This window comes from Streptomyces sp. NPDC111516 (genome assembly GCF_055635345.1).
This window is the reverse complement of the sequence record NZ_JBVKBV010000026.1, coordinates 61,621-81,256: the sequence shown is the minus strand read 5'-3', so window position 1 is coordinate 81,256 and position 19,636 is coordinate 61,621. Positions and strand designations below refer to the sequence as shown.

Here is a 19,636-nt window from a genome sequence, read left to right as displayed (position 1 = left end):
ATCACGATCCGGACGCGACCTCGGATGAAACGCGCAGGCTGGGCCGTTTCGTTTGGATCACCGAGCCCGACTGCATCAAGATGCCGCATTACCGGTTGGGGCGGGGTCATGCGTCGCTCGTCGCTGTTGCGCTGATGGTGGGTCCTGCAGCCGCGCACGTGTGCGGCTGCCCGAGATGATCCGGTGGTCGAAGCCGCCGGAAAAGAATCGGGCGAGGGTCGATGAGTTTCTTCGTGGTCTGCAGTCAGAGATCATGGATGGTGCGCCGCAGCCGCGAGTTCGGTCGAAGCGTGCACCGACCTGACCTGCTGAGAACCAGATACGAGACACCGAGGAACCTTAGATGCGTACCCTGATCAGCACTGCCTTCATCTCACTCGACGGCGTCATGGAGGCCCCAGGCGGTGAGCCCGGTTACCGGAACTCCGGGTGGACCTTCAAGGACGTCGAGTTCCTTTCCGAGGCATTCGACATCAAGGGCCGCGAGCAGAAGGAAGCCACCGCAATGCTGATGGGCCGGACCAGCTACGAGGCCTTCAGCCCGGTGTGGCCCGACATGGCGGACTTCGCCGACTACAAGGTGATGCCGAAGTACATCGTCTCCACCACGCTCACCGAGGACGACCTGGCGACGAACTGGGGCGAGACCACGATCCTGCGCTCGCTCGACGAGGTCGCCGCGCTGAAGCAGACCGAGGGCGGCCCGATCATCGTCCACGGCAGTGCCGCCCTGAACCAGAGCCTTTCGGACGCCGGCCTGATCGACCGCTACCACCTGCTCGTCTTCCCGCTCCTGCTCGGCGCGGGCAAGCGTCTGTTCAGCGCCACGGACAAGGACACCCAGAAGCTGAAGTTGGTCGAGCACGAGGCCTACGCCAACGGCCTGCAGAAGAACGTGTTCGACGTCGTCCGCTGACAAGCTCCCGCACTCGGCCAAGAGGGGTGTTGAGCTGTTGTCGTTTGACTGTGTATAAGTGTGCACAGCTGTATGCGTGTTGATCGTACGTTCACCTCATGAACCTTACGGAGTGGGCGAGGGCGCAGGGGATCAGTCCCCATAAGGCGTATCGCTGGTTTCGTGAGGGGACGTTGCCGGTGCCTGCTACTCGTGTGGGGCCGCGCACGATCCTGGTCAACATGGAGGCGAACGCTGCTCCGGATACCGTTGATGGTCTGGGCTTGTATGCCCGTGTTTCTTCGTATGACCAGAAGGCGGATCTGGAGCGGCAGGTGGCGCGGTTGACGCAGTGGGCTGCGCGTTGTCGGCATCGTGTAGTGCGGGGGGAGTCCGAGGTTGCCCCGGGCATGAACGGCTCGCGTGTCAAGGCCCGTCGTCTGCCGGCGGATCCGGGGGTGGCCACCGTGGTGGTGGAACACCGGGACCGGCTCGGGCGGATGAACACCGAGCCGTTGGAGGCGGCTGAGCATGGCTGACTCCAAGAAGAAGCTGCAGGCAATCGCCGAACCGTTCGTGGCCCTTGGCCCCTGTGGTGTGGCGATACGGGACCGGCTGCGGCTGTCGCCTGCGGACGAGAAGATGCTGCGGCTGGTGGGTGACCATATGGGCACGCCGGCCGCGCGAGACCTGCGGGTGCGGTGCGAGCAGGGCATGGAGCATTCCGCAGACACGTGGGCAGCCCGGAAGCGTGAGCTCACAGCGGTCTCCTCTTCGCGGCTGGCCGGCGCGGTCACGAAGGCCACTCATGATCAGTGGGTACTCGCACGGCGCTGCCGGCTTGCGCACATCCAGAGCCTGGAAGCCGGTATCAAGACCATCGCGCACCGCCTGTCCCTGCCGACCGGGGACCGCGCCCTACGTGTCCGCCCCCCCGGACGCGGACGCGGGCCACAGCGCGCTCGGCTCAGCGAGTCGTCCACGGCCGGAGTTTGTCCGGGTTGCGCACCGCCCAGAGCCCGACGTCCGCGAAGGGGTAGCGGAAGACGTCGCGCAGGACGAACGCGACGCGCTCGGCCGGGGTCATCGACTCGAACACGACGAGGAAGGCCATGCTGACCGACTCGTCCAGGGTGACCCGGTCGGCCGGGTCCATGCCGCCGTCGGCCGCTCCGCCGGTGATCCACTCGGCCGGCTCGGGCAGCGGCTCCGGGACCCATTCGCCCACGTACGTCTCCCGCCTGGCCCGCGCCGAACCGAGCAGGTTCAGGCAGACGCGGCTGGCCACCGTCGTCAGCCAGGCGGCCGGGACCTCGATGTCCGTCCGTTGCGCATCGGTCAACGCGTACCAGCGGACGTAGGTCTCCTGGACCACGTCCTCGGCGTCGGCGAGCGAGCCGAGCAACCGGTACGCCAGGTTGATCAGCCGCTGCCGCTCGTCCATGACCACGTCCTCGCCGCTCACGCGCACCCGGTCCCCGCATCTCGCTCGTATCCGATCACCCACCGTCTTCGACCGGACAGGCCGCCGAAATGTGAGGTCGAGCCCCGGCCGGCCGCGCCACGTCACATTCCGAGCGGCTGCATGGTCGAAGTGATGAAGACGAGTACGCCATCCACAGCAGGAGGACAACGATGACCGACTTTCAAGCTGTCGCGGACCGCGTCGAGATCGACGCGCTGCGCGCCGAGTTCACCGACGCTGCGATGATGCGGGACCGCGCCCGCCTGGCCGCGCTGTTCACCGAGGACGGCGTGCTGCGCATGCCCAACGTTCCGATCGAGCTGACCGGCCGGGAGGAGATCCGCACCGGCGGCGAGCGGCTGCAGGCCCAATGGGACTTCTTCGTGCAGAACACGCATCCGGGCGCGGTGGTGATCGACGGCGACACCGCGACCGGCCGGGCCTTCATGCACGAGCTCGCCCGCCTCCGCACCGGCCTCGAGGGACAGAACTTCGCCGTCTACCACGACACCTACCGGCGCACCCCCGAGGGCTGGCGGTTCGCCGAGCGGGTCTACGAGGTCAGATACCTCGACACCACCCCGCTCGGCGGTTCCGCGCCCGCGCCGACCGGCCAGACCCCGCACGAGCAGGAGGAAGCATGAGCACGCCGACCACGATGACGACCGCGGCGGACTTCGCCGAGCCGGCGCCCGCGCCGCGGCTCGAGCAGGCGGCCGCAGCGCTGCGGGAGCACGGCTTCGCCGTCGAGATCCTGGACGACGCGGCCGCCGCGCGCGGCCGCGTCGGTGAGCTGATTCCGGAGGGCGTGTCGGTCTTCATCGGGGCCGGCGAGACGCTGCGGCTGTCCGGCATCGAGGAGGACCTCAACGCCGACGGCCGCACGCGATCCGGCCGCGGGCTATGCCTATGTCACGGCTCATGCCGCCGCGGACGCCGGCAACGCCGACGCCCAGGTTGCCGAGCTGGCCAACAACGCGATCCAGCTCGGCTCTCCCTGCAGAACGTGCGTCTCGTCGGCGGTCCCGGCGGAGGGACGGCCGCCGTCGTCGGCGCCGATCAAATGGACAGCGACGGGCACTTTCCGTCGTCCCTGGTCGACACCAGCAGACCAGAAGGCGACCGGGACACCCATATCGACGAGGTGAAGGCCCGCACCGTGCCGGTTCCCGCGGACCATTCAGGTGCCGGTCGTTCGGGCCGAGCGGAGTTGAGTGCGCAGGGCAGGCAGCAGTGCACAGTCTTCAGATTCTGCCAGGCCCTCACCCAGGGCCAGGAGCGAAAGGAGCTGCACCGGGCGGCCAGCTGTGGCCGCAGCCTCCAATTTGTGGTGGCCGTCGAGGAGGAAGTGTGTCAGGCCCCAGTGCCGGTAGTGGTCGGCCGACAGGTCGAGGGCGGGTTCGCACACGTCCAGCGTCGAGACCGCCACAGCCGTCGAAATCGTTCCCCGGCCCATGAGTTCGACGTATTCCGCGACGCGCTCCCTCGCGTTCCACGTCGGGGGAACCATGGGCACGACGAACTCATAGAGGTGAGCGGACGCGTCGACGGTGGTCTCGAAGGTCCGGTAGTACGGCGTGTGCGGGTATTCCGGGAGGCCCCAGAACTGGTCGAGCCCCCACGTGGCCACTTGCTCGCCGCTGAAGTAGTCGCCTTCCTGGCCGGGGACGACCAGGCGGGGCTCCACGCGGAGCAGCACCGGAAGGTACTCACCCTCCGGCAGCAACGCACCGAACGCATCGATCACACCGCCGTCGTCCGGATCGGCCAGCGCGCCGGTGAGCTGCTCCTGCACGCTCTCCAGCGACAGCGTCTGCCGGGCAGTCTCCAACCTGCGGAACAGGAACGGGCATGTTCCGCACCAGAAGCTGAGTTCGAAGGCGGGTTCCCCGTCGACCACGAGCAACCTGCGTCCCGGCCCGCCCCCGGTCTCCCGCTGCTCCGCCTCGAAGCGCAACCGCGCCTCTGGGGCCGGGCCACCGAGCCTGCGCGGCTCGCCCAATTTGATCACCACGAACCGACCGTACGGGACCTTACGGATCGGCACCACCGGCTACCGAGCGCGTACCTGGCTGGTCGGGCCAACTGCGGCGTTCTCGTTCCGCTGGCCGGCTGATGCCCCCTACTCCTCCTCGTCATCGTCGAGTCCGGCGGCGTCCGGGTCGCGCAGAGGCCGCAGGCCGCCGCCGGCCGGGGTGGAGACGGTGAAGCTGTAGCGGCCGAGTACGTTGAGGTTGCGGTGCTTGAGCGGGGAGAGCCGGGCGATGTCCTCGTCGCGGATCTCGTGGCCTTCGGCGCGTAGCTGGGCGAGAGCGGCGTCGATGTACCGGGTGTTGCACAGTGCATCCGGGGCAGACAGGCGGATGACGGGTGTTCGTGCAGGTAGAACGTTTGCGGTCGTGTCCGTGAGAGATCGGTGTCAGGAGGTCTCGCGGCGGGGCACGTCATGGTCTGAGGCAGCGCTATCGCGCCGGACGGCTTCGTGTACCTGCTCCTTGGGCAGACCTGGCGGATAGGGTCGAGCACGTCCGCGAGATCACCGACGCCCTGGTTCGGGGCACCGAGGAGTCGTCGATGCACCACCCGGACCCGCGGTATGCCGCGCGGCTCGCCGCGTATGGGAATGTGGCCACGCGTCTGTCTCTGCTGAGCGACCGCCGGCTCGGTGAGGTCGTGGCCGCTGCCGCCCCGCTCGGGTCCGGCATCGGCGGCAGGTCGGCGGAACTGGACATCGACGGCGCGCGGGTGTTCGTCAAGCGGGTCCCCCTGACGGACACCGAGTTGCGGCCGGAGAACGCGCGGTCGACGGCGAACCTCTTCGGACTGCCGATGTTCTACCAGTACGGGGTGGGCTCAGCCGGGTTCGGGGCCTGGCGAGAGCTGGCGGTGCACGTCATGACCACCAACTGGGTCCTCGGGAACAAGTACGAGGGCTTTCCGCTGATGTATCACTCGCGCATCCTGCCCGACACCCCTCCCGAAGGGTTCGCCGACGAGTTCGGGGGCATCGACGGGGCCGTCGCGCACTGGGAGGGCTCATCGGCCGTGCGCGAGCGCCTGGAGGCCATCGGCCGCTCGTCATCCAGCCTGGTGCTCTTCTTGGAACACGTCCCGCAGACACTCGGCGACTGGCTGCACGACTACCGGAACGCCGCGCCGGAGGGCGGGGAGGACTCGCCGTACCTGTGGGTGGAGGAGGCCCTGGCGCGAGGGACCGCCTTCATGAGCTCGCACGGACTCGTCCACTTCGACGCCCACTTCGCCAATGTCCTGACCGATGGTCGACTGCTGTACTTCGCGGATTTCGGACTCGCCCTGAGCTCGGGCTTCGAACTGTCAGCGGCCGAGGCGGAGTTCCTCTCCGACCATCTCGCGTATGACCGCTGCCACACCATGAGCCATCTGCTCCGCCACCACCTGCCCGATGGGCTGTGCGGCGGTATGGAACACGAGGCGTTCCTGCGCGAGTGGATCGCCGGCCACCGGCCCGATGGCGTCCCGCGCGAGATCACCACGATCGTCGACCGGCATGCCCGAGCCGCCGCGGTCATGGGCGAATTCGCCCGCCGTCTGCTCACCGAGAGCAAGCGGACGCCATTTCCGGCCACCGAGATCGGGCGGGCCTGGAGCACTGAGGCCGCGGCGCCCTGATGAGGCCGGATCCGCCGCAGAAGATCGCCGTCAGGACGTCTCGGGATGGGTGGTGTGCCGGGGGCCGAGGCGGCGTCGTAGTTCGAGGTTCTCGCTCCGGGCGGCTTCGACGGCCTGCCGCAGGGCTTGGACCTCGTCGCGGCGCCGCCGCTTGAGTTCGGCGAGCTGGGCTGTGAGAACGCTACTGGGCGAGTCGTCGGCGGTCTGGGCGAGGCCGCGGAAGGGGATGGGCTGTCCGCGGTGGATCATCTCCCGCAGGCCCTTCTCGGCGCGTGTCCGGGCGGCGGCGTTCTTGCGGGTGGCGGTCTGGCGGAGGTTGTCGGGGTTGCCGAGTATGCCGGTCAACTCCCGTTCTGGCTGCGGGGGATCGCTTCGGTGCGGCGTCGACTCCGGCGCTGCGGACGGCGAGTTCCTCGGACAGGCCCAGGTCGATGAAGTCTTCTTGGCCTCGTCAGCCCGCTGTGCGTACTGGGTCAGGGCCTCGGCCAGGTGGTGCAGGCCCAGCTGGGCGGCCGTGCTGCGGACGCGGGTGGAGACGAGATCGCTCAAAACGATTCCTTCGTACTCGAGTGGGTGGTGAAGGGGCGGGTGCCGGTCAGCTCGTCATAGACCGACAGCGGCCGGCGGCCGACTTCGACCTGGGGGCCCGGTTCAGCAGAGCCGCCAGCGGCCCTGCGCCTCTGCAGGTCTCCCTGGTCCTGGCACTGCCACGCTGCCGACGGACGATCAGCCGAGGGCTGCCGGGGCGGGGGCGGTGAGGGCGGCGGCGCGGGCGCGGACGGCGAGGGAGCGGGTGATCACCGCGGTGACGGCCATGAAGACGAAGAAGTTGGTGATGATCCCCTGCACGTCGGCGAGGGCCGCGCCCTGCTTGACGAGCCAGGTGCCCACGGCCGTGCCGAACCAGTAGGTGAGGCCGATGGAGGCCAGGGAGCGGATGACGGCCATGGAGATCCAGACCGAGGCGTAGCCGGCTCCGGCGGTGGTGTGGACGGTGTTGTCGGGGTGCTTGGTCACCTTCATCAGGCTGACCGCGAGCAGACCGATCAGGACTCCGGCGGCCGCGCCGACGATCTGCACTACCAGCCCGGTCCCGCTGGTGTAGAAGTCCCTGACGAAGAGCGCGACGACGGCGGCACAGATGATGAGGGACCGCCTGATGCTCTTGCTGTCGAACGCGCGGTGGCCCAGGTCGGAGAAGAGGACGGCGGCGAGGACGACGGCATTGACGACGAGGGCGTTGGACAGGCTCATAAAAGGTGCCTCCGATGGTGAACGGGGTGACTCTTCGAGCTTCCGGAATCCGGAGTGCGCGCACATCGGCTCGGTGACGGAGGAGGGTGGAGAGCCGCGGCCTCCACCCTCCTCCACCCCTGTCCACCCCCCTTCGCCGGGGAACGGCCCCGGGCTGCCGGAGCGGCGATCGGAGTCGTGGCATGGTGGCCGTATGCGCCTGACCACGTTCTTTCCCGGCGGCTGGCCGCGCCGGGCCGCCCTGCAAGCGGCCGGGCAGGGCGGGCGTTCGGTGACGGTCAGGGCTTCGATGCTCGGCCTGGTGCTGCTGGCGCGTCGGCAGCGGCTGGAGTGCGGGCCTGGCTGGCGGGCACGGTGGAGCCGCCCGTCGCCGGCGGAGTGGCACTCGCGGGGTGGGTCGCGTACGCGCTCTGGTGCTTGGCCGCCGGCCGCGCCGCCCTGCGCCCTGATGTTGCGTCCCGGCCGGTGTGGTGGTTCCTGCTGCTCGGGGTGACCGTGACGGCGGAGGGCCTCGTGGTGACCTGGGCGCCGCCGCTCGCGGCAGCAGCCGCACCGCTGCTGTTTGCGGCGATCACGGCCACGGCCGCCGATGTGTCCGTCCTCGCCAGCGCGGGCCTGCTCGCCACCGGGGTGCTGACGGTGGCGTGCGGGAAGCTGCTGGCCGCAGCGACAGAGGCCGACTGGTGGAGAGTGACCATCTGGACGGTGACGCTGATCACCATCTACCTGATCGGCCTGACACTCCGCAGCGCGCGCATCCAGCACCGACAGGCGCAGCTCCTGCTCGATCAGAACCGGCAGATGCAGGCGGAGCGGCAGAAAGCCGCTGCCCTGGACGAACGCGCCCGCATCGCCAGAGAGATCCACGACGTCCTCGCGCACTCCCTCGGCGCGCTCTCGGTGCAGCTGGAGACGGTGGACGCGCTTCTGGAGGTCGATCCCCCGAAGACACGGCAGGCCGCCGAGATGGTGCGCAGGGCCCGCCGCATCGCCGTGGAAGGGCTCACCGAGACGCGCCGCGCGATCACGGCACTGCGGGCGGACACCCCGCCGCTGCCGGAGGCCGTGCGCGCCCTGGCCGACGGTTTCCGGGAACGCCACACCGGCGCGGTGCACGCCGAGGTCACCGGCACGGTGCGCCCGCTGCCCCAGGACGTGTCACTGTGCCTGCTGCGCGTCGCGCAGGAGGCCCTGGGCAACGCCGCGAAGCACGCACCCGGCCGGGAGGTCCACCTCACCCTGGCCTACGAGGACACCCGAGTGAGGCTGACCGTCCGCTCCGATCTGCCCGCCCGCGCCGAACCGACTGCAGATCCACACGGGTCCGGCGGCTACGGGCTGGCCGGCATGCGCGAGCGGCTGCGCCTGGTGGGGGGGAACCCTTTCCGCCGGCCCCGGATCTCAGGGCTGGACCGTTCAAGCGGAGGTGGGCGCGTGAATCTGCGCATCGTGGTCGCGGACGATCAGGAGGTCGTCCGCGAGGGTCTGATGACGCTGCTCGACCTGATGCCGGGCATCGAGGTCGTCGGCGGCGCCGCCGACGGGCAGCAGGCTCTGGAACGGGTCGCCGCCCTACGGCCCGACGCGATCCTGATGGACCTCAACATGCCTGGCACCGACGGGATCGCCGCCACCAGACGCATCACCACGGAGCACCCGGACACGGCCGTGGTCGTCCTCACCACCTACGCCGAGGAACCCCTCATCCTCGACGCCCTCAGGGCCGGGGCCCGCGGGACCGCGAGGGAAGCGGACGTCCTGCGGCTGATGGCGCAAGGACTGTCGAACGGCGCGATCGGACGCCGCCTGCTGATCGGCGAGTCGACCGTCAAGACCCACGTGAACCACCTGTTCGCGAAGATCGGCACCCGCACCCGGGCCGAAGCCGTCGCCTGGGCCCACCAGAACGGATACGGCGAGCCGTCCTGATCACCGCCCCACACATGCGCGACCTGACCAGTAAAAAACGCCGGTGGCCCCTCACGAACCCGTGAGGGGCCACCGGCGGCTAGTAGTGCTTTGTTAGCTGGTCTTGTCACGGTGGGTATCTGGTAGTTCGCTGGTCGTATGAGGGCTGGGGAACTCGCTGAGTGTCGGGGCCGGTTGGAGGAGTTCGTCTCCGAGGTGTTCGCGCCTTTGGTGCGACGGGATCAGCGGGCCAAGGGCGGGCTGTATCTGCGGGGCTTGCTGCTGGACGGGCGGCGGAAGTCGATGCAGCCGATGGCCGGGCGGCTGGGAGTGGACCACCAGCAGCTGCAGCAGTTCATGACGTCCTCGACCTGGCCGGTCGGGGATGTGCGGGCCCGGCTGGCATGGCGGGCCGTGAGAGCGGTGCGACCTGGGACGTCCCGGACGTTCAGCCCCGATACGGCTTCACACCCATCACGCACGGAGGCTTCACCCGCCCCACTGCCAGTACTGTTCGGGCCGGGGCGGCGCGTTGCAGTCGGAGAGGGTCAGCCGGGGGCTGGGGTGGTCCCTATCGTTCCAACGGGCGGGGAGCTCACGGTCGTCCTGGTACAGGCAGCGGTTGCCGCTGTCCTCGATCCGCCATGCCGTGCGCTTCCACGTCGGGCTCTTCCATGGCACGCGGGTCCATCGCTGGTTCGTGCTTCCGCCGTGGCAGGATTCGAGGTCGACCCCCGGGCCGATGGCCGTGAGACAGGAGTCCGGCTCGTTCCGGAGCCCGATCGTGCCGTCCTGCCTCATTCCCCATCGTTGCCGGGCGGAACCGTCACACGAGTGGATGCGGACCGTGCGGGGCCGGGCTCCCGGTGAACCGCCTGCCGCGTCGAGGCACTGGGCCGGATCCGGACCGGTGAAGTACGTGGTCCGGCCGATGTCCCCGAGGACCTCGCCGGGCCGTGGAGAGCGATGGACCTGTTCGTACTGTCGATGGATCCACAGTTTCCAGTCTTCTTTCAGCGATCCGCGATAGGGCGGTACCTTCGCGCACCAGCCCGTGGCCCGGCACTCGCGATTGGCGATGTACCAACGCGCCACCTGCTCCTTCTCCGTTGCCTGCCCGGGAGTGAGGTTCGCCTTCCTCGCCGACATCGTGTACGCGAGGTACGACGTGACGGGAACGCCGAGGGCGTAACCGACCCTCCTGAAGTACCGAGCTCCGATGCTGTGGTCGCTGTGGTCGACACCACCGCCGAGACCGAACGCGAACGACGCGTTGTCGTGGTCCATGGTCAGGACACGTTCCGCACGGCTGCTCCTGACCAGTGAGGTGAGGGTCGCCAGCAGCCGTTCCTCGCTGTAGCTCACGCCGCCCAGGAACCCGTAGACGCTCTGCCTGTTTCCGTCGAAGAGTCTCAGCACGCTGTTCGCGTCCTGACCCTGCGGAAGCCCGTCGTGGAGATCGAGGAAGGTCAGCCGGACGTCAGCGCCGTGGGCTCGGCCGTCGAGCAGGAACGACCGGACCCGGACGTCGCCGGCCTGCACATCGGACTGGTCCCAGTCGTCGGCGGCCTCCGCCATGTGCGCATAGGCCGCCCGCACCCCGTACTCCCTGCGGTCCACGTACTCCAGCGCCTTGACACGGTCCGCGATGGCATCGTCTCCCGCGGTCAGATAGACGGTGTGGAGCGGGCATCTGTCCCGGATGGTCCGCATGATCTCCGGATTTATGAAGAACAGATCGTCGTCGGGGTGCGCCACACCCACCAGGGTGCGACGGCACCGGGACGGGTCCTTCTGCGACGTGGCCGCCGCACCGGGGCCGGAGGGCGGGGTCGGCTCGGAGGAGCAGCCGGAGCCCGACAGGGCGCAGAGGGCCATGGCCACAGCCAGTGCGCGGTAAGCGGGTCGCGGACGACGGCGACTCCCGCTGCCCCTCGACGGTCTGCCCCCCATCCGTGGCCTCCTCCCGCACCGTGTGCACCTCCAGCGGATGATCACCGCACGGGGCGCACGGAACCAACCGACGCGCCGCGAGGCACACCCGGTCGGCGGTCGGAAACGGCCCGCGGAACGCCCGGAGGAGTGCCCAGGAGCTTGCGTGCTACGACCGGCCCGGACCTGCCGCCGCCCAGCCCGCCGCCGTTGCGCCCGGCGGGGGGCAGAGCGGCACGGGGTGGGCTGCGGGAAACCGCAGGTAGGAGCCGTGAATCCGGTCGGACCACGCTCCACACCCCGGACACGAGGCGCCGACGGCGGTGCACCGCACATCAACACGCACCATCGCGATGTCCACTCGACCGACAGCACCGCGACGTCCGCGATCGTCGGGAACACCAACTCCTCCAGCCGGAGCGAGATCTCATTCACAGCAGGCTCGCCTCAATGCCGCGTCACTGGTGCTGCGGGTGCCAATCGAAGAGCAGGATGGTTGCGTCGTCCCGCAGTTGGTTGCGCTGGTGGTCGAGGATGGCGTGGATGAGCAGCCGCAGCACCTCGGCGGGGCGCTGGCCGGTGGCGGAGGAGCGGATGATGAAGTCAGTGAACCGGTCGAGGCCGAACTCCAGACCGTCCGCGTCGCGTGCCTCCACGACGCCGTCGGTGTAAAGCAGGACGTGATCGCCCGGTTTTAGCGTCGTCTCGTGGACCTGCCGGGCTGCCGGGGCGAGTTGGCCGGCCAGGCCGATCGGGGGCTGCGGGTGGCTGTCCAGCGCCCCGTCGAGCACTCGCTCGGCGCGGATCAGCAGTGGCGGAGGGTGACCGCAGTTGACCCAGTGCAGCACCCCGGTCTCCGCGTTGAGCCGACACAGCACGCCTGTGCAGAAATGGTCGGGCAGCCACCGGGCGAGCGCCTGGTCGACGGAGCCGACGACGTCGGCCAGGTCGCCACCGCCGCGGCGGGTGTTCCGCGCCGCCGCCATGGCGACCGACGTCGTCAGGCCGGAGGCCAGATCGTGACCCATGGAGTCGAGGATCATGGTGTGCAGCACGTTCTTGACCACTGAGTGGTCGAAGGCGTCGCCAGCGATGTCGTACGCCGGTTCCAGGACCGCGGTCGAGACGCACCTGCTGCTGCCGACGGTGTGGGGTGGCAGGAAGGCCCGCAGCATCTCGGCGGGCAACCGCATGGGCGCGGTGCGGATGCGGGCGGCGAGCCAGTCGCTGTAGGTGCGCTTGGAGGTGATCAGCATGGCGAACAGATGGGCCAGCATCCGGCTGCGACGCATACGCACCTCGTCGAGCGAGACGGCCCGCACGGCCAGCACGCCCAGCCGCTCCGCACCGTCGACCAGAGGCATCCAGACGATCACGCCGTCGTCGGCGTCGGCCACTCGCGGGGAGATGGTGCGGTACGCCCAGCCGGCCAACGAGCCGGCCACCGGCAGCGGCTCCAAGGCCTCGTCGAGTGGGATGAGCAGCCGTTGTTGCAGGTCCACGAGGTAGATCAGCACGGTGTCCAGGCCGAGGGTCGAAGCGCACCGGTTCGCCAGGGCGGACAGTTCGAACGGCAGGGCTGTTTGCGCCTCGATGATCAGTTCTTCCAGCTGACTCTCGTCAACGGCGGCGTCGGGACCGGCGGACGCGTGCGATGGGTCCGACACGGGGATCACCCCTTCCGCGCCCAGTCTCACACCGATCCCGACCTCTCTCACGTCAAGCACGGTCGTGCTGGGTGCGACCGAGGCGGCACAACGCCTCGGCATCGCTCCCCAACACATCCCGCCGGGCCTGACGCGCACACTGAGATCCGAGCCCAAGCACAACGCAAGGCTCCGATCCTGTCGCCTGACGATCACTGGGGGCCCAGCCCCGGGGAAGCAAGCCAGGCCAGCGCAGAGGACCGTCAACCACTTGAGCCGCGCCCCCGCCGCTCACCTCGGGCCTTGGCCGCTGAGTCGATCGCCTGAGGTCCGGTCGCTGACCCATGGACACCGTGTTGCTGGTCGCAGGAGGAGTTGTTGCGCTGGGCGTCGTCTTCCTGGCAGATCGTGCTCTGCTGGCGATGGAGGCTCGAGGCTGGATCGTTCCGAGACGCAGTGCCTTCCCCTCCGGAGGTCAGCAAGCCCACCTCCGCAAGATCTAATGAGACGGGACACTGATCGTTCGCCCGTCGTATGCAGTTCGGGCGAACGTCACCCACCGCCGATCTGGTTCAGCGGGCGGTGTTGAACTCGTGTACCACCTGTGGCACAGCTTTCAGGACCGTCGTGCCGTGGTCGAAGTCCCCGACGTCGCTGAGCTCTTGATCGGCCCCGTTGGCGGTCAACCGGCGCTGGCAGTACTGGGAGTTCGTGAAGGAGACGTCCTTGTCGCCCTTGGCGTGGAAGAGGTGCACCGGGACTTCCGGCCGCCAGTCACAGGTGGTGTCCAGTGCCTGGAGCCTCTGGCGCAGTTTTCCCGTGGGGTTGCGCACCCTCTGCAGGAACTCGTCGGTGAACAGTTCCTTCGACGTCATCGGGAGTGCGACCGCGATCTCCGACGCCTTGTGGTCGCCGTCGAACAGCGTTTCCACCGTCTTGTCGAACGGGGCGCGGAATGCCTGGCCCGGCGTGTCGTACAGGCCGTACATCCGGTTCCACGCGGTCGCGAAATAGGCGAGGTAAAGCGATGACCGGACGATTTTGTCGTCTGCTGCGGCGGCCTCGAAACCGCTCAGATCGAACGGGCCGGCGATCGGGGCGAGGGCACCCAGGCGGAAGTACCGGTCTGTGCCCTGCTGCAGGGCCCGTCCGACCATCATCGTGGCGGGTCCGCCCTGGGAGAACCCGCTGATGAGTACTCGCCGGTCGAGGGAGCGGCCGTTGCGCTGAGCGAACGTACGAGCCGCCCGGAGCGCATCGACCGAGGCCGTGACGGTCGCCTCAGGGTCCCCGTACGGGTGAGATCCGGGGCCCTCACCGAGGCCGAGGTAGTCCGGGGCGGACACCGCGAGGCCGGTCGAGGCGAACAGCAACGCCGTGGCCCGGTCTGTGGACTCGTCGTTCACCGAGGCCACTTCTCCCCGGTACACCTCGGTGCCGTGCAGCCAGGACACGACCCGAAGGCCGGGTTCGCCGCTCTTGGGCATCGCGACCAGCTCGCTGGCCGTGGTGGGCCTGCCCCTCATATCGACCGTGCGGTACACGACTCGGTGGGCCCGCACGCCGTAGCGGACCTGTGCCGCCTGGATACCGGTCTTCTCCAGGCGGGCCGTGACCTCCTTGGCGTCCATGTCCACCACAGGGGTCGCGGAGATCACCGAGCCGCGCTCCGTAGGCTGCTGGTGAGCGGCCAGGGCGGCAGGTAAGGAGGAGCTCTCATTGTCGGCACACCCTGCCCCTGCCAGGACGGCCACCGCACACGTCAGGGCGAGTGCAGTGGAGGCGGAGAGGCGTCCACGAATTCGAGTGAAGGTCATGGCTGGACTCTGCCGTTCCCGGCACGCGTGGTGCATTGGGGCAGACCCCCCTCTCGGCGAGGGGGTTTCCCCTACAGGTGGAACCAATGTTGGGGAACTGGTTGACGGACCGGTCTTCGGGCGGGTTGGACGGCCCCGGCCCAGAGACGTGCCTCTGGCCAGATGCGGTCTGGACGGTACCGGAGGAGCGGCCGAGGCCTGTCCCAACTGTCGTCGGGCGGTGCGCAAAAGACACGGAAGTGAGACGGAGACCGGGAGGACACCGAGGGGGACAGCCGCATCAATGCACGTCAACGCCGTGCCACGGGACATCAGAAACGAGAACCTACACGGGGGAACGTGTCCGCCGACGACGTTCTTGACAACATTGTGGCGGCTGGCACCCTTCACACCCTCTACTTCATGGAGGAGGTCTCCGTTCGGCTCGGGTGGGCGTGGGAGCCGCGCGAGGTGACGCCCGGCAAGGGGCCGGTCATGGAGATCGCGGGCATCGATCGACGGCTGATCGGTTGGCAGTCCACCCGCCGCCAGCAGATCGCGGACGTGAGGCCCGCCCTCGTGGCCGACTATGAAGAGAGGCAGGGGCACCCGCCGGGGGAGCGGGCCGCCTACGCGCTGGACCAGCGGGCCGCCGACCAATCGCGCCCGTCGAAGCGCAAGGTGGCGCGGTCGCTGTCAGAGCTGCGCGACGGCTGGCGGCAGTCGGCGATCCGGGCGTTCGGGTAGCAGGCGGTCCGCAAGTGGCAGGCTCCACGGCCGTCCGCGCCGCATCTCGTCTGCGATCTCGCGGCGTACCGCGGCCACCAACTTGCCGAAGCAGCGCGGGCTCAGCCCTGTGAAGTGGCCTGTCCAGGACGGCTTCGACGCCGTGATCACACCAGTCGCAGCCGAGATCACGCACCGGGTGGGGTCACCCACGGCTACCCGGAATCCAGTGCGAGTCCGGGTTACCCCAATCGGTCACATGCTGCTGCCACGAATGTGGCGGCGTCGGACGTTGTTGGTCCTGTACGTCCGTCACGTTGGTGGGCGATGGCCGCGGCGACGACTGCGTTGTCCCCGTGGCGGGCCAGGTACCAACGGCCGCCGTCGAGCTTGGAACACAGCCGCCCGTCATCAGTGAATCGCAGCGCACGGCAGGCGTTGAGGACCGCATACGTTGCGTTCGCGTGGCCCATCGCCCACCGCAGTTCGTTGACCATCGCCGCGCCGACGCGGTCGGCGGGAACCGGTCCGAACACCTCGGCGGCCGGTGGTCCGTGGACGGCGAGCGCATGCTCTCGGCACACGGCGCAGTGCAAGACAAGGTCGGCGTCACCGGCATGGTCGACGCCAGGGATGATCGCGGCCCCGGTCGCACCGGTGCGAATGTGGACCTCGAACGGGCAGGAACCGAGGCTGGCCGCGGTCGCCGCGGTGATGATGCTCATCTCCAGTCCCATTCCGGGGCACCGCGCCGCGGTCCCCGCCACCGCCTCGCCCATGGCCTGCTGGTCGGTTTCGGTGCCGGGCTCGGCGACGACGGCCAGCACATCCACGTCACTGCGTGCAGCACGGAATCCCCCCAGCACAGCTGAGCCATGCACGTAGACGCCAACCAGGTCCGGGCGCACACCGGCGAGGACGGCCGAGACCTCGGCGACGTAACGAACGACGTCGGGAGGAACAAGAGCATCGGTAGTCACGAAGCCGAGCATATTGGCGACTCACCGAACGCCGCCGGCATCACCAGGAGCCCTCATCGCACGCCTGACACCCCAGTTGCGGGACAGGCGGACGTGTAGACGGTCTTCGCGTGATCGTGTTTTCCGTCATAGAGTGATCAGCGCGAGCGCCCTGTGATCGAGGAACCGTCGCCTGGCCACGTGCCGCAACGTGAGCCGCGTCCTCGTCGCCGGCGAGGCTCACAGCCGTCCCGCCCACCACGAGAAGGGCACGAAGCCCTGGTGGCCAGTGATCCGGGCACTTGACAGCCGGTCAGCCGCCAGTGGTGATGGACTGCAGGCAGTTTCAAGGGGGTGCTGTGGATCTCGGCTCTGTGATCATCGCGGTGGCAGGTGTGGCTGGAACACTGGGGGGATCGTTCCTTACTCAACGTGCCTCCGCACGGGCAAAACGTCGTGAGATAGAGCTGGTTCGGGACCATGAGGAGGTCCGCGAGAATCTACTTCTCCGACGTACCTGCTATGTGGAGCTCAATCGGGATGCACGTCGGTTCACCACGGCGCTCAACCGGTTTCTGCATGTCATGCAGGAGCGTGGGGTTGAGGAGACCGACCGGGCGGAACTTGACGAGGCCAAAAGAGCCCATCGGGACACGTACTCCCAAGCGCAGATGATCGTCGCTGACGACGTGCTCGTACCCGCGAGTGAGGTCAACAAAGCCCTGAGTAGGGTCTACGGCCAGGTCAAACGCCTTGAGCGAGAAGAGCCCGAACCTGGGGAGACGATGGCCACTGCGTTCCGGGCCCAGGCGGAGGTCTGGGACCTGCTGCGGGCACTGAGGACCGTGATGCGCCGGGACCTTGGGGTGGCCGCCATGGGCGACGATGCGTCGGTCCATCTCCCTACCCATCCTGCTCGATGAGGTGGTCGGCGAGCTTGCTCGGGCTCCAGGTGGAGAACGCGGTGATCTTCCAGTCGGCGGGGGAGGTCCGGGCGATCAGGCAGATGTGCTCGCGCACATCGGCCCAGGCCCGCGGATCCACCCGCGCGACCTCCACAAGTGCCAATACCTCCTGCCGCGCCCGGTCGTCCGGCAGCTGCGCCATGACCTCGACCGCGAGCTCCTCCACCATCAGGCCGTACCGCATCTTGCGCACCCCCCCGTGTGATCGACTCGGGCAGCAGCGTACGGAGGAACCGCCGATCACGTTCCGGCCTGTGGGTAACCCACACCGTGATCTGGCTGACTCCGTCGTGGGCTGGGGCACGACGGGCGGGGCCCATCAGGAAGCGGGCTGACGGCCGGTTGCAGGGCCTTGGTCATCGCGGAGGTCCCCGGTGGGGATCTGTCCCTATCGTGTTCCCGTGACTGGCTCTGTGCAGCGTTCCCTGTTGTTTCTCGATGTGGATGGGCCACTCATCCCATTCGGCGCGGCATCCCAGCCGTATCCGACCTATGCGACGGGTCCCGCACCGGTTGGTGCCGGCGCGAATCCGCTCCTGACCAGGATCAATCCCGAACACGGACCCCGGCTGGCGGCGCTTATGCGGCTCTCGGCTCCTGGCTGCGACAGCCGGTCTGATACTCGGCTGGAGAACGTGAAGAGGCCGCGAGAAGGAACCCGTGGCATGCACTGGACTTGGGGGACGGCTTGAGTGGCACGACGTTGCTGATGGAGAAGTGGCCGGTGCTGGGCCGGCACGAGCAGGCGGCGGTGCGGCTGCAGGTCTGGGCCGACCTGGGGCGGGCGCCGAGGACGATCGACGCGTACGCCCGCGGCCCGACCGAGTACCTGTGTGCGAGCGGGACGACGCCGACCCGGTCACCGCGAGCCGCGCCCACATCGCCGTCTACGTCCGTGAGTTGACGTCACGGCCGCACCGTCGGGGTGCGAATGTGGTGGCGATCGACTCGGGGTCGGGGCTGGCGAACGCCACGATCCAGCAGCGCCTGGTGCCGGTCCGCCTGTTCTACGACTTCCTCATGGAGGAGGGGTTGCGCGAGTCGAACCCAGTGGGCCGGGGCCGCTACACGCCTGGACGCCGGGCGGGCGTCCAGCAGCGAGGCTTGGTGCCACGGCTGACCAAGCTGCCATGGATCCCCAGCGAACAGCGATGGCTGCGGATCTTGGAGGTGGCCCGCAGCGAGCCGGTGCGCAACCGTGTGATGCTGGCCCTGGCCTACGACGCCGCCCTGCGCCGCGAGGAACTGTGCTCGCTACGGACCGATGATGTCGATCCGGCCCACCGCACGCTGCGGATACGGGTGGAGACGACGAAGAACCGGCTGGAGCGGGTGGTGCCCTACTCGGCCTCGACCGGGGTGCTGCTGTCGCAGTACCTCACCCACCGGGAAACGCTGTTCCTCGACGCGTGCAGAGCCAGGCCGAACTCATTTCGACGGTCAGGTTCTGATGTGAGGACGCATTTCTGTCCTCAAAGAGGCGTCGCTCGTTTTCTGTCACGCACTCACAACAGTCCGGCGCACGCCATCTGGCCGGCCACTGCCGCGCACGCCTCCGCGGGGCGCGGGCTTTGTGCGGCCAGCATGGGGCTGCTTCCGCCGGTGTTCGCTTTTCCGGAGTAGGTGGAGAGCAGTTCGTTCGGTCCTGATTTGATCGATACCTTGCGAGTACCGGCGGCCTGCGTGCGCACCTCTGCCCATACCGCGGCACAGGAGGCGCTGTAGCGGAGCCTTACGGCAAAGGCGGCGTGGGTGACGGTGCTCTCGGTCCGTGCGTCCTGTTCGCAGCCGGCGTGGTTGGCGTAGTGCCCCTGGCAGGTCTCACCTCGGCACGACGCCGGCGGCTCCTGCGCAGGACGGCCGGTCGACGGAGTGAGGATCTCCACAACACAGGCCACGGGTACCAGAGCGGCGGCTGTGGCAGCCAGCACGATGATGACCTGCTTCAGTCGCTGGTTGCGGCCGTCGGGGATCTTTGCCTGGGGCGCGGGGGACGACTGCGGCTCGGTTGGCCTCAGTTCAGTGCCGGCCCGGAACGCTGATTCCCACAGGACGAGGAGACTGGGGACGTCCACCCCTGCGAGCGGCCCGAGCGCCTCGATTGCCGTACGAGGCGGAAATTGATCACCGTTGAGGTAGCGGTGCCAGGCAGATTTGCTGTAGGCCGTGCGTGCAGCCAATCCCGCCAGGCTCAACCCATTCTGCTGTTTGATAGCGCGTAAATTCTCCGCCAGAAGACGGGAATCGGGGCTGAGCGAGTTGGGCAGAGACTGCCAACGAGCCATCCTTTTTCCTCCTTGCCGCGTTCGGGAGGTCGTCGTCTTGAGACTTCCGCACTGCTCGGGACCACCAACTCATCCCGGACGCCGAAATGCATACCCCCGAAAAGCGACTGCCAATACTCGTAGGATCCGAGACCGGGCTATGGGGTGATTTCCG

General features: G+C 68.5%; 17 protein-coding genes and 7 pseudogenes. 12 read left to right on the top strand and 12 right to left on the bottom strand.

All coding sequences use genetic code 11. The annotated features are described in order from the left end of the window. The first annotated feature begins 343 nt into the window (after nt 1–343). The 3 genes and pseudogenes from ACZ7L9_RS32790 to ACZ7L9_RS32780 form a co-directional block, all read left to right on the top strand. Nucleotides 344–916, top strand: coding sequence for a dihydrofolate reductase family protein (locus tag ACZ7L9_RS32790; RefSeq protein WP_471420979.1), 573 nt, complete (start codon nt 344–346; stop codon nt 914–916). A gap of 98 nt (nt 917–1,014) precedes the next feature. Continuing rightward, nucleotides 1,015–1,434 (top strand): recombinase family protein, encoded by a 420-nt coding sequence (locus tag ACZ7L9_RS32785; RefSeq protein ID WP_471420976.1) that lies wholly within the window; start codon nt 1,015–1,017, stop codon nt 1,432–1,434. Further along, nucleotides 1,427–1,834 (top strand): annotated as a pseudogene (locus tag ACZ7L9_RS32780) (IS200/IS605 family accessory protein TnpB-related protein); the annotation flags it as partial. The gene ACZ7L9_RS32785 and the pseudogene ACZ7L9_RS32780, both read left to right, overlap by 8 nt. Before the next feature lie 46 nt (nt 1,835–1,880). Here ACZ7L9_RS32780 and ACZ7L9_RS32775 read toward each other — a convergent pair. Then, nucleotides 1,881–2,339: pseudogene (locus tag ACZ7L9_RS32775) on the bottom strand (sigma factor); the annotation flags it as partial. Nucleotides 2,340–2,530: 191 nt separating this feature from the next. Between ACZ7L9_RS32775 and ACZ7L9_RS32770 the strand changes: the two are divergent. Next, on the top strand, nt 2,531–3,004 hold the full coding sequence (locus ACZ7L9_RS32770) for a nuclear transport factor 2 family protein (RefSeq protein WP_471420974.1): 474 nt from the start codon (nt 2,531–2,533) through the stop codon (nt 3,002–3,004). A gap of 536 nt (nt 3,005–3,540) precedes the next feature. On the opposite strand, the gene ACZ7L9_RS32765 is transcribed toward ACZ7L9_RS32770, so the two are convergent. Beyond that, nucleotides 3,541–4,374: a hypothetical protein gene (locus ACZ7L9_RS32765; RefSeq protein WP_471420973.1), complete on the bottom strand. Its 834-nt coding sequence runs from the start codon at nt 4,372–4,374 to the stop codon at nt 3,541–3,543. A gap of 108 nt (nt 4,375–4,482) precedes the next feature. Then, nucleotides 4,483–4,701: pseudogene (locus tag ACZ7L9_RS32760) on the bottom strand (Tn3 family transposase); the annotation flags it as partial. Between the two features lie 233 nt (nt 4,702–4,934). Between ACZ7L9_RS32760 and ACZ7L9_RS32755 the strand changes: the two are divergent. Further along, nucleotides 4,935–6,011: a protein kinase family protein gene (locus ACZ7L9_RS32755; RefSeq protein WP_471420971.1), complete on the top strand. Its 1,077-nt coding sequence runs from the start codon at nt 4,935–4,937 to the stop codon at nt 6,009–6,011. A 30-nt stretch (nt 6,012–6,041) separates the two neighbouring features. On the opposite strand, the gene ACZ7L9_RS32750 is transcribed toward ACZ7L9_RS32755, so the two are convergent. Together ACZ7L9_RS32750 and ACZ7L9_RS32745 are read right to left on the bottom strand one after the other, a co-directional pair. Beyond that, on the bottom strand, nt 6,042–6,560 hold the full coding sequence (locus ACZ7L9_RS32750) for a hypothetical protein (protein ID WP_471420968.1): 519 nt from the start codon (nt 6,558–6,560) through the stop codon (nt 6,042–6,044). Between the two features lie 177 nt (nt 6,561–6,737). Continuing rightward, entirely contained in the window at nt 6,738–7,265 is a 528-nt protein-coding gene (locus ACZ7L9_RS32745) for a hypothetical protein (protein WP_471420966.1), read from the bottom strand. Nucleotides 7,266–7,595: 330 nt separating this feature from the next. On the opposite strand from ACZ7L9_RS32745, the gene ACZ7L9_RS32740 reads away from it, so the two are divergent. Both ACZ7L9_RS32740 and ACZ7L9_RS32735 read left to right on the top strand, forming a co-directional pair. After that, complete coding sequence (locus ACZ7L9_RS32740) at nt 7,596–9,194, top strand: helix-turn-helix transcriptional regulator (protein WP_471420964.1); 1,599 nt, start codon at nt 7,596–7,598, stop codon at nt 9,192–9,194. A gap of 138 nt (nt 9,195–9,332) precedes the next feature. Then, nucleotides 9,333–9,668: pseudogene (locus ACZ7L9_RS32735) on the top strand (transposase); the annotation flags it as partial. Here ACZ7L9_RS32735 and ACZ7L9_RS32730 read toward each other — a convergent pair. From ACZ7L9_RS32730 to ACZ7L9_RS32720, 3 genes are all read right to left on the bottom strand, one after another. Next, nucleotides 9,663–11,051 carry a ricin-type beta-trefoil lectin domain protein gene (locus ACZ7L9_RS32730; RefSeq protein WP_471420963.1) on the bottom strand — a complete coding sequence of 463 codons (1,389 nt, stop codon included), beginning with the start codon at nt 11,049–11,051 and terminating at the stop codon, nt 9,663–9,665. The pseudogene ACZ7L9_RS32735 and the gene ACZ7L9_RS32730 sit on opposite strands and share 6 nt — an antisense overlap. Before the next feature lie 512 nt (nt 11,052–11,563). Further along, the gene (locus ACZ7L9_RS32725) at nt 11,564–12,781 is read right to left on the bottom strand and encodes a PP2C family protein-serine/threonine phosphatase (RefSeq protein WP_471421015.1); all 1,218 of its coding nucleotides are present in this window, start codon (nt 12,779–12,781) and stop codon (nt 11,564–11,566) included. A gap of 542 nt (nt 12,782–13,323) precedes the next feature. Next, on the bottom strand, nt 13,324–14,568 hold the full coding sequence (locus ACZ7L9_RS32720; protein ID WP_471420960.1) for an alpha/beta hydrolase family protein: 1,245 nt from the start codon (nt 14,566–14,568) through the stop codon (nt 13,324–13,326). A 327-nt stretch (nt 14,569–14,895) separates the two neighbouring features. Here ACZ7L9_RS32720 and ACZ7L9_RS32715 point away from each other — a divergent pair. Beyond that, nucleotides 14,896–15,291, top strand: a pseudogene (locus ACZ7L9_RS32715) (relaxase domain-containing protein); the annotation flags it as partial. Here ACZ7L9_RS32715 and ACZ7L9_RS32710 read toward each other — a convergent pair. Continuing rightward, nucleotides 15,292–15,462: pseudogene (locus tag ACZ7L9_RS32710) on the bottom strand (IS5/IS1182 family transposase); the annotation flags it as partial. It lies immediately after the preceding pseudogene. A gap of 53 nt (nt 15,463–15,515) precedes the next feature. Beyond that, complete coding sequence (locus ACZ7L9_RS32705; protein WP_471420958.1) at nt 15,516–16,253, bottom strand: aminoglycoside adenylyltransferase domain-containing protein; 738 nt, start codon at nt 16,251–16,253, stop codon at nt 15,516–15,518. Nucleotides 16,254–16,591: 338 nt separating this feature from the next. Here ACZ7L9_RS32705 and ACZ7L9_RS32700 point away from each other — a divergent pair, with 338 nt between their 5' ends. Further along, a complete protein-coding gene (locus tag ACZ7L9_RS32700; RefSeq protein ID WP_471420956.1) occupies nt 16,592–17,155 on the top strand; it encodes a hypothetical protein in 564 nt (187 codons plus the stop codon). Here the strand turns inward: ACZ7L9_RS32700 and ACZ7L9_RS32695 are convergent. Beyond that, entirely contained in the window at nt 17,136–17,381 is a 246-nt protein-coding gene (locus tag ACZ7L9_RS32695) for a hypothetical protein (RefSeq protein ID WP_471420955.1), read from the bottom strand. The two genes, ACZ7L9_RS32700 and ACZ7L9_RS32695, sit on opposite strands and share 20 nt — an antisense overlap. A 217-nt stretch (nt 17,382–17,598) precedes the next feature. Here ACZ7L9_RS32695 and ACZ7L9_RS32690 point away from each other — a divergent pair. The 3 genes and pseudogenes from ACZ7L9_RS32690 to ACZ7L9_RS32680 form a co-directional block, all read left to right on the top strand. Next, nucleotides 17,599–17,778, top strand: a pseudogene (locus ACZ7L9_RS32690) (HAD domain-containing protein); the annotation flags it as partial. A 107-nt stretch (nt 17,779–17,885) separates the two neighbouring features. After that, a complete protein-coding gene (locus ACZ7L9_RS32685) occupies nt 17,886–18,101 on the top strand; it encodes a hypothetical protein (protein ID WP_471420952.1) in 216 nt (71 codons plus the stop codon). Between the two features lie 29 nt (nt 18,102–18,130). Beyond that, a complete protein-coding gene (locus ACZ7L9_RS32680; protein WP_471420950.1) occupies nt 18,131–18,820 on the top strand; it encodes a tyrosine-type recombinase/integrase in 690 nt (229 codons plus the stop codon). On the opposite strand, the gene ACZ7L9_RS32675 is transcribed toward ACZ7L9_RS32680, so the two are convergent. Beyond that, nucleotides 18,703–19,482, bottom strand: coding sequence for a helix-turn-helix domain-containing protein (locus ACZ7L9_RS32675; RefSeq protein ID WP_471420948.1), 780 nt, complete (start codon nt 19,480–19,482; stop codon nt 18,703–18,705). The two genes, ACZ7L9_RS32680 and ACZ7L9_RS32675, sit on opposite strands and share 118 nt — an antisense overlap. Nucleotides 19,483–19,636: the final 154 nt, after the last annotated feature.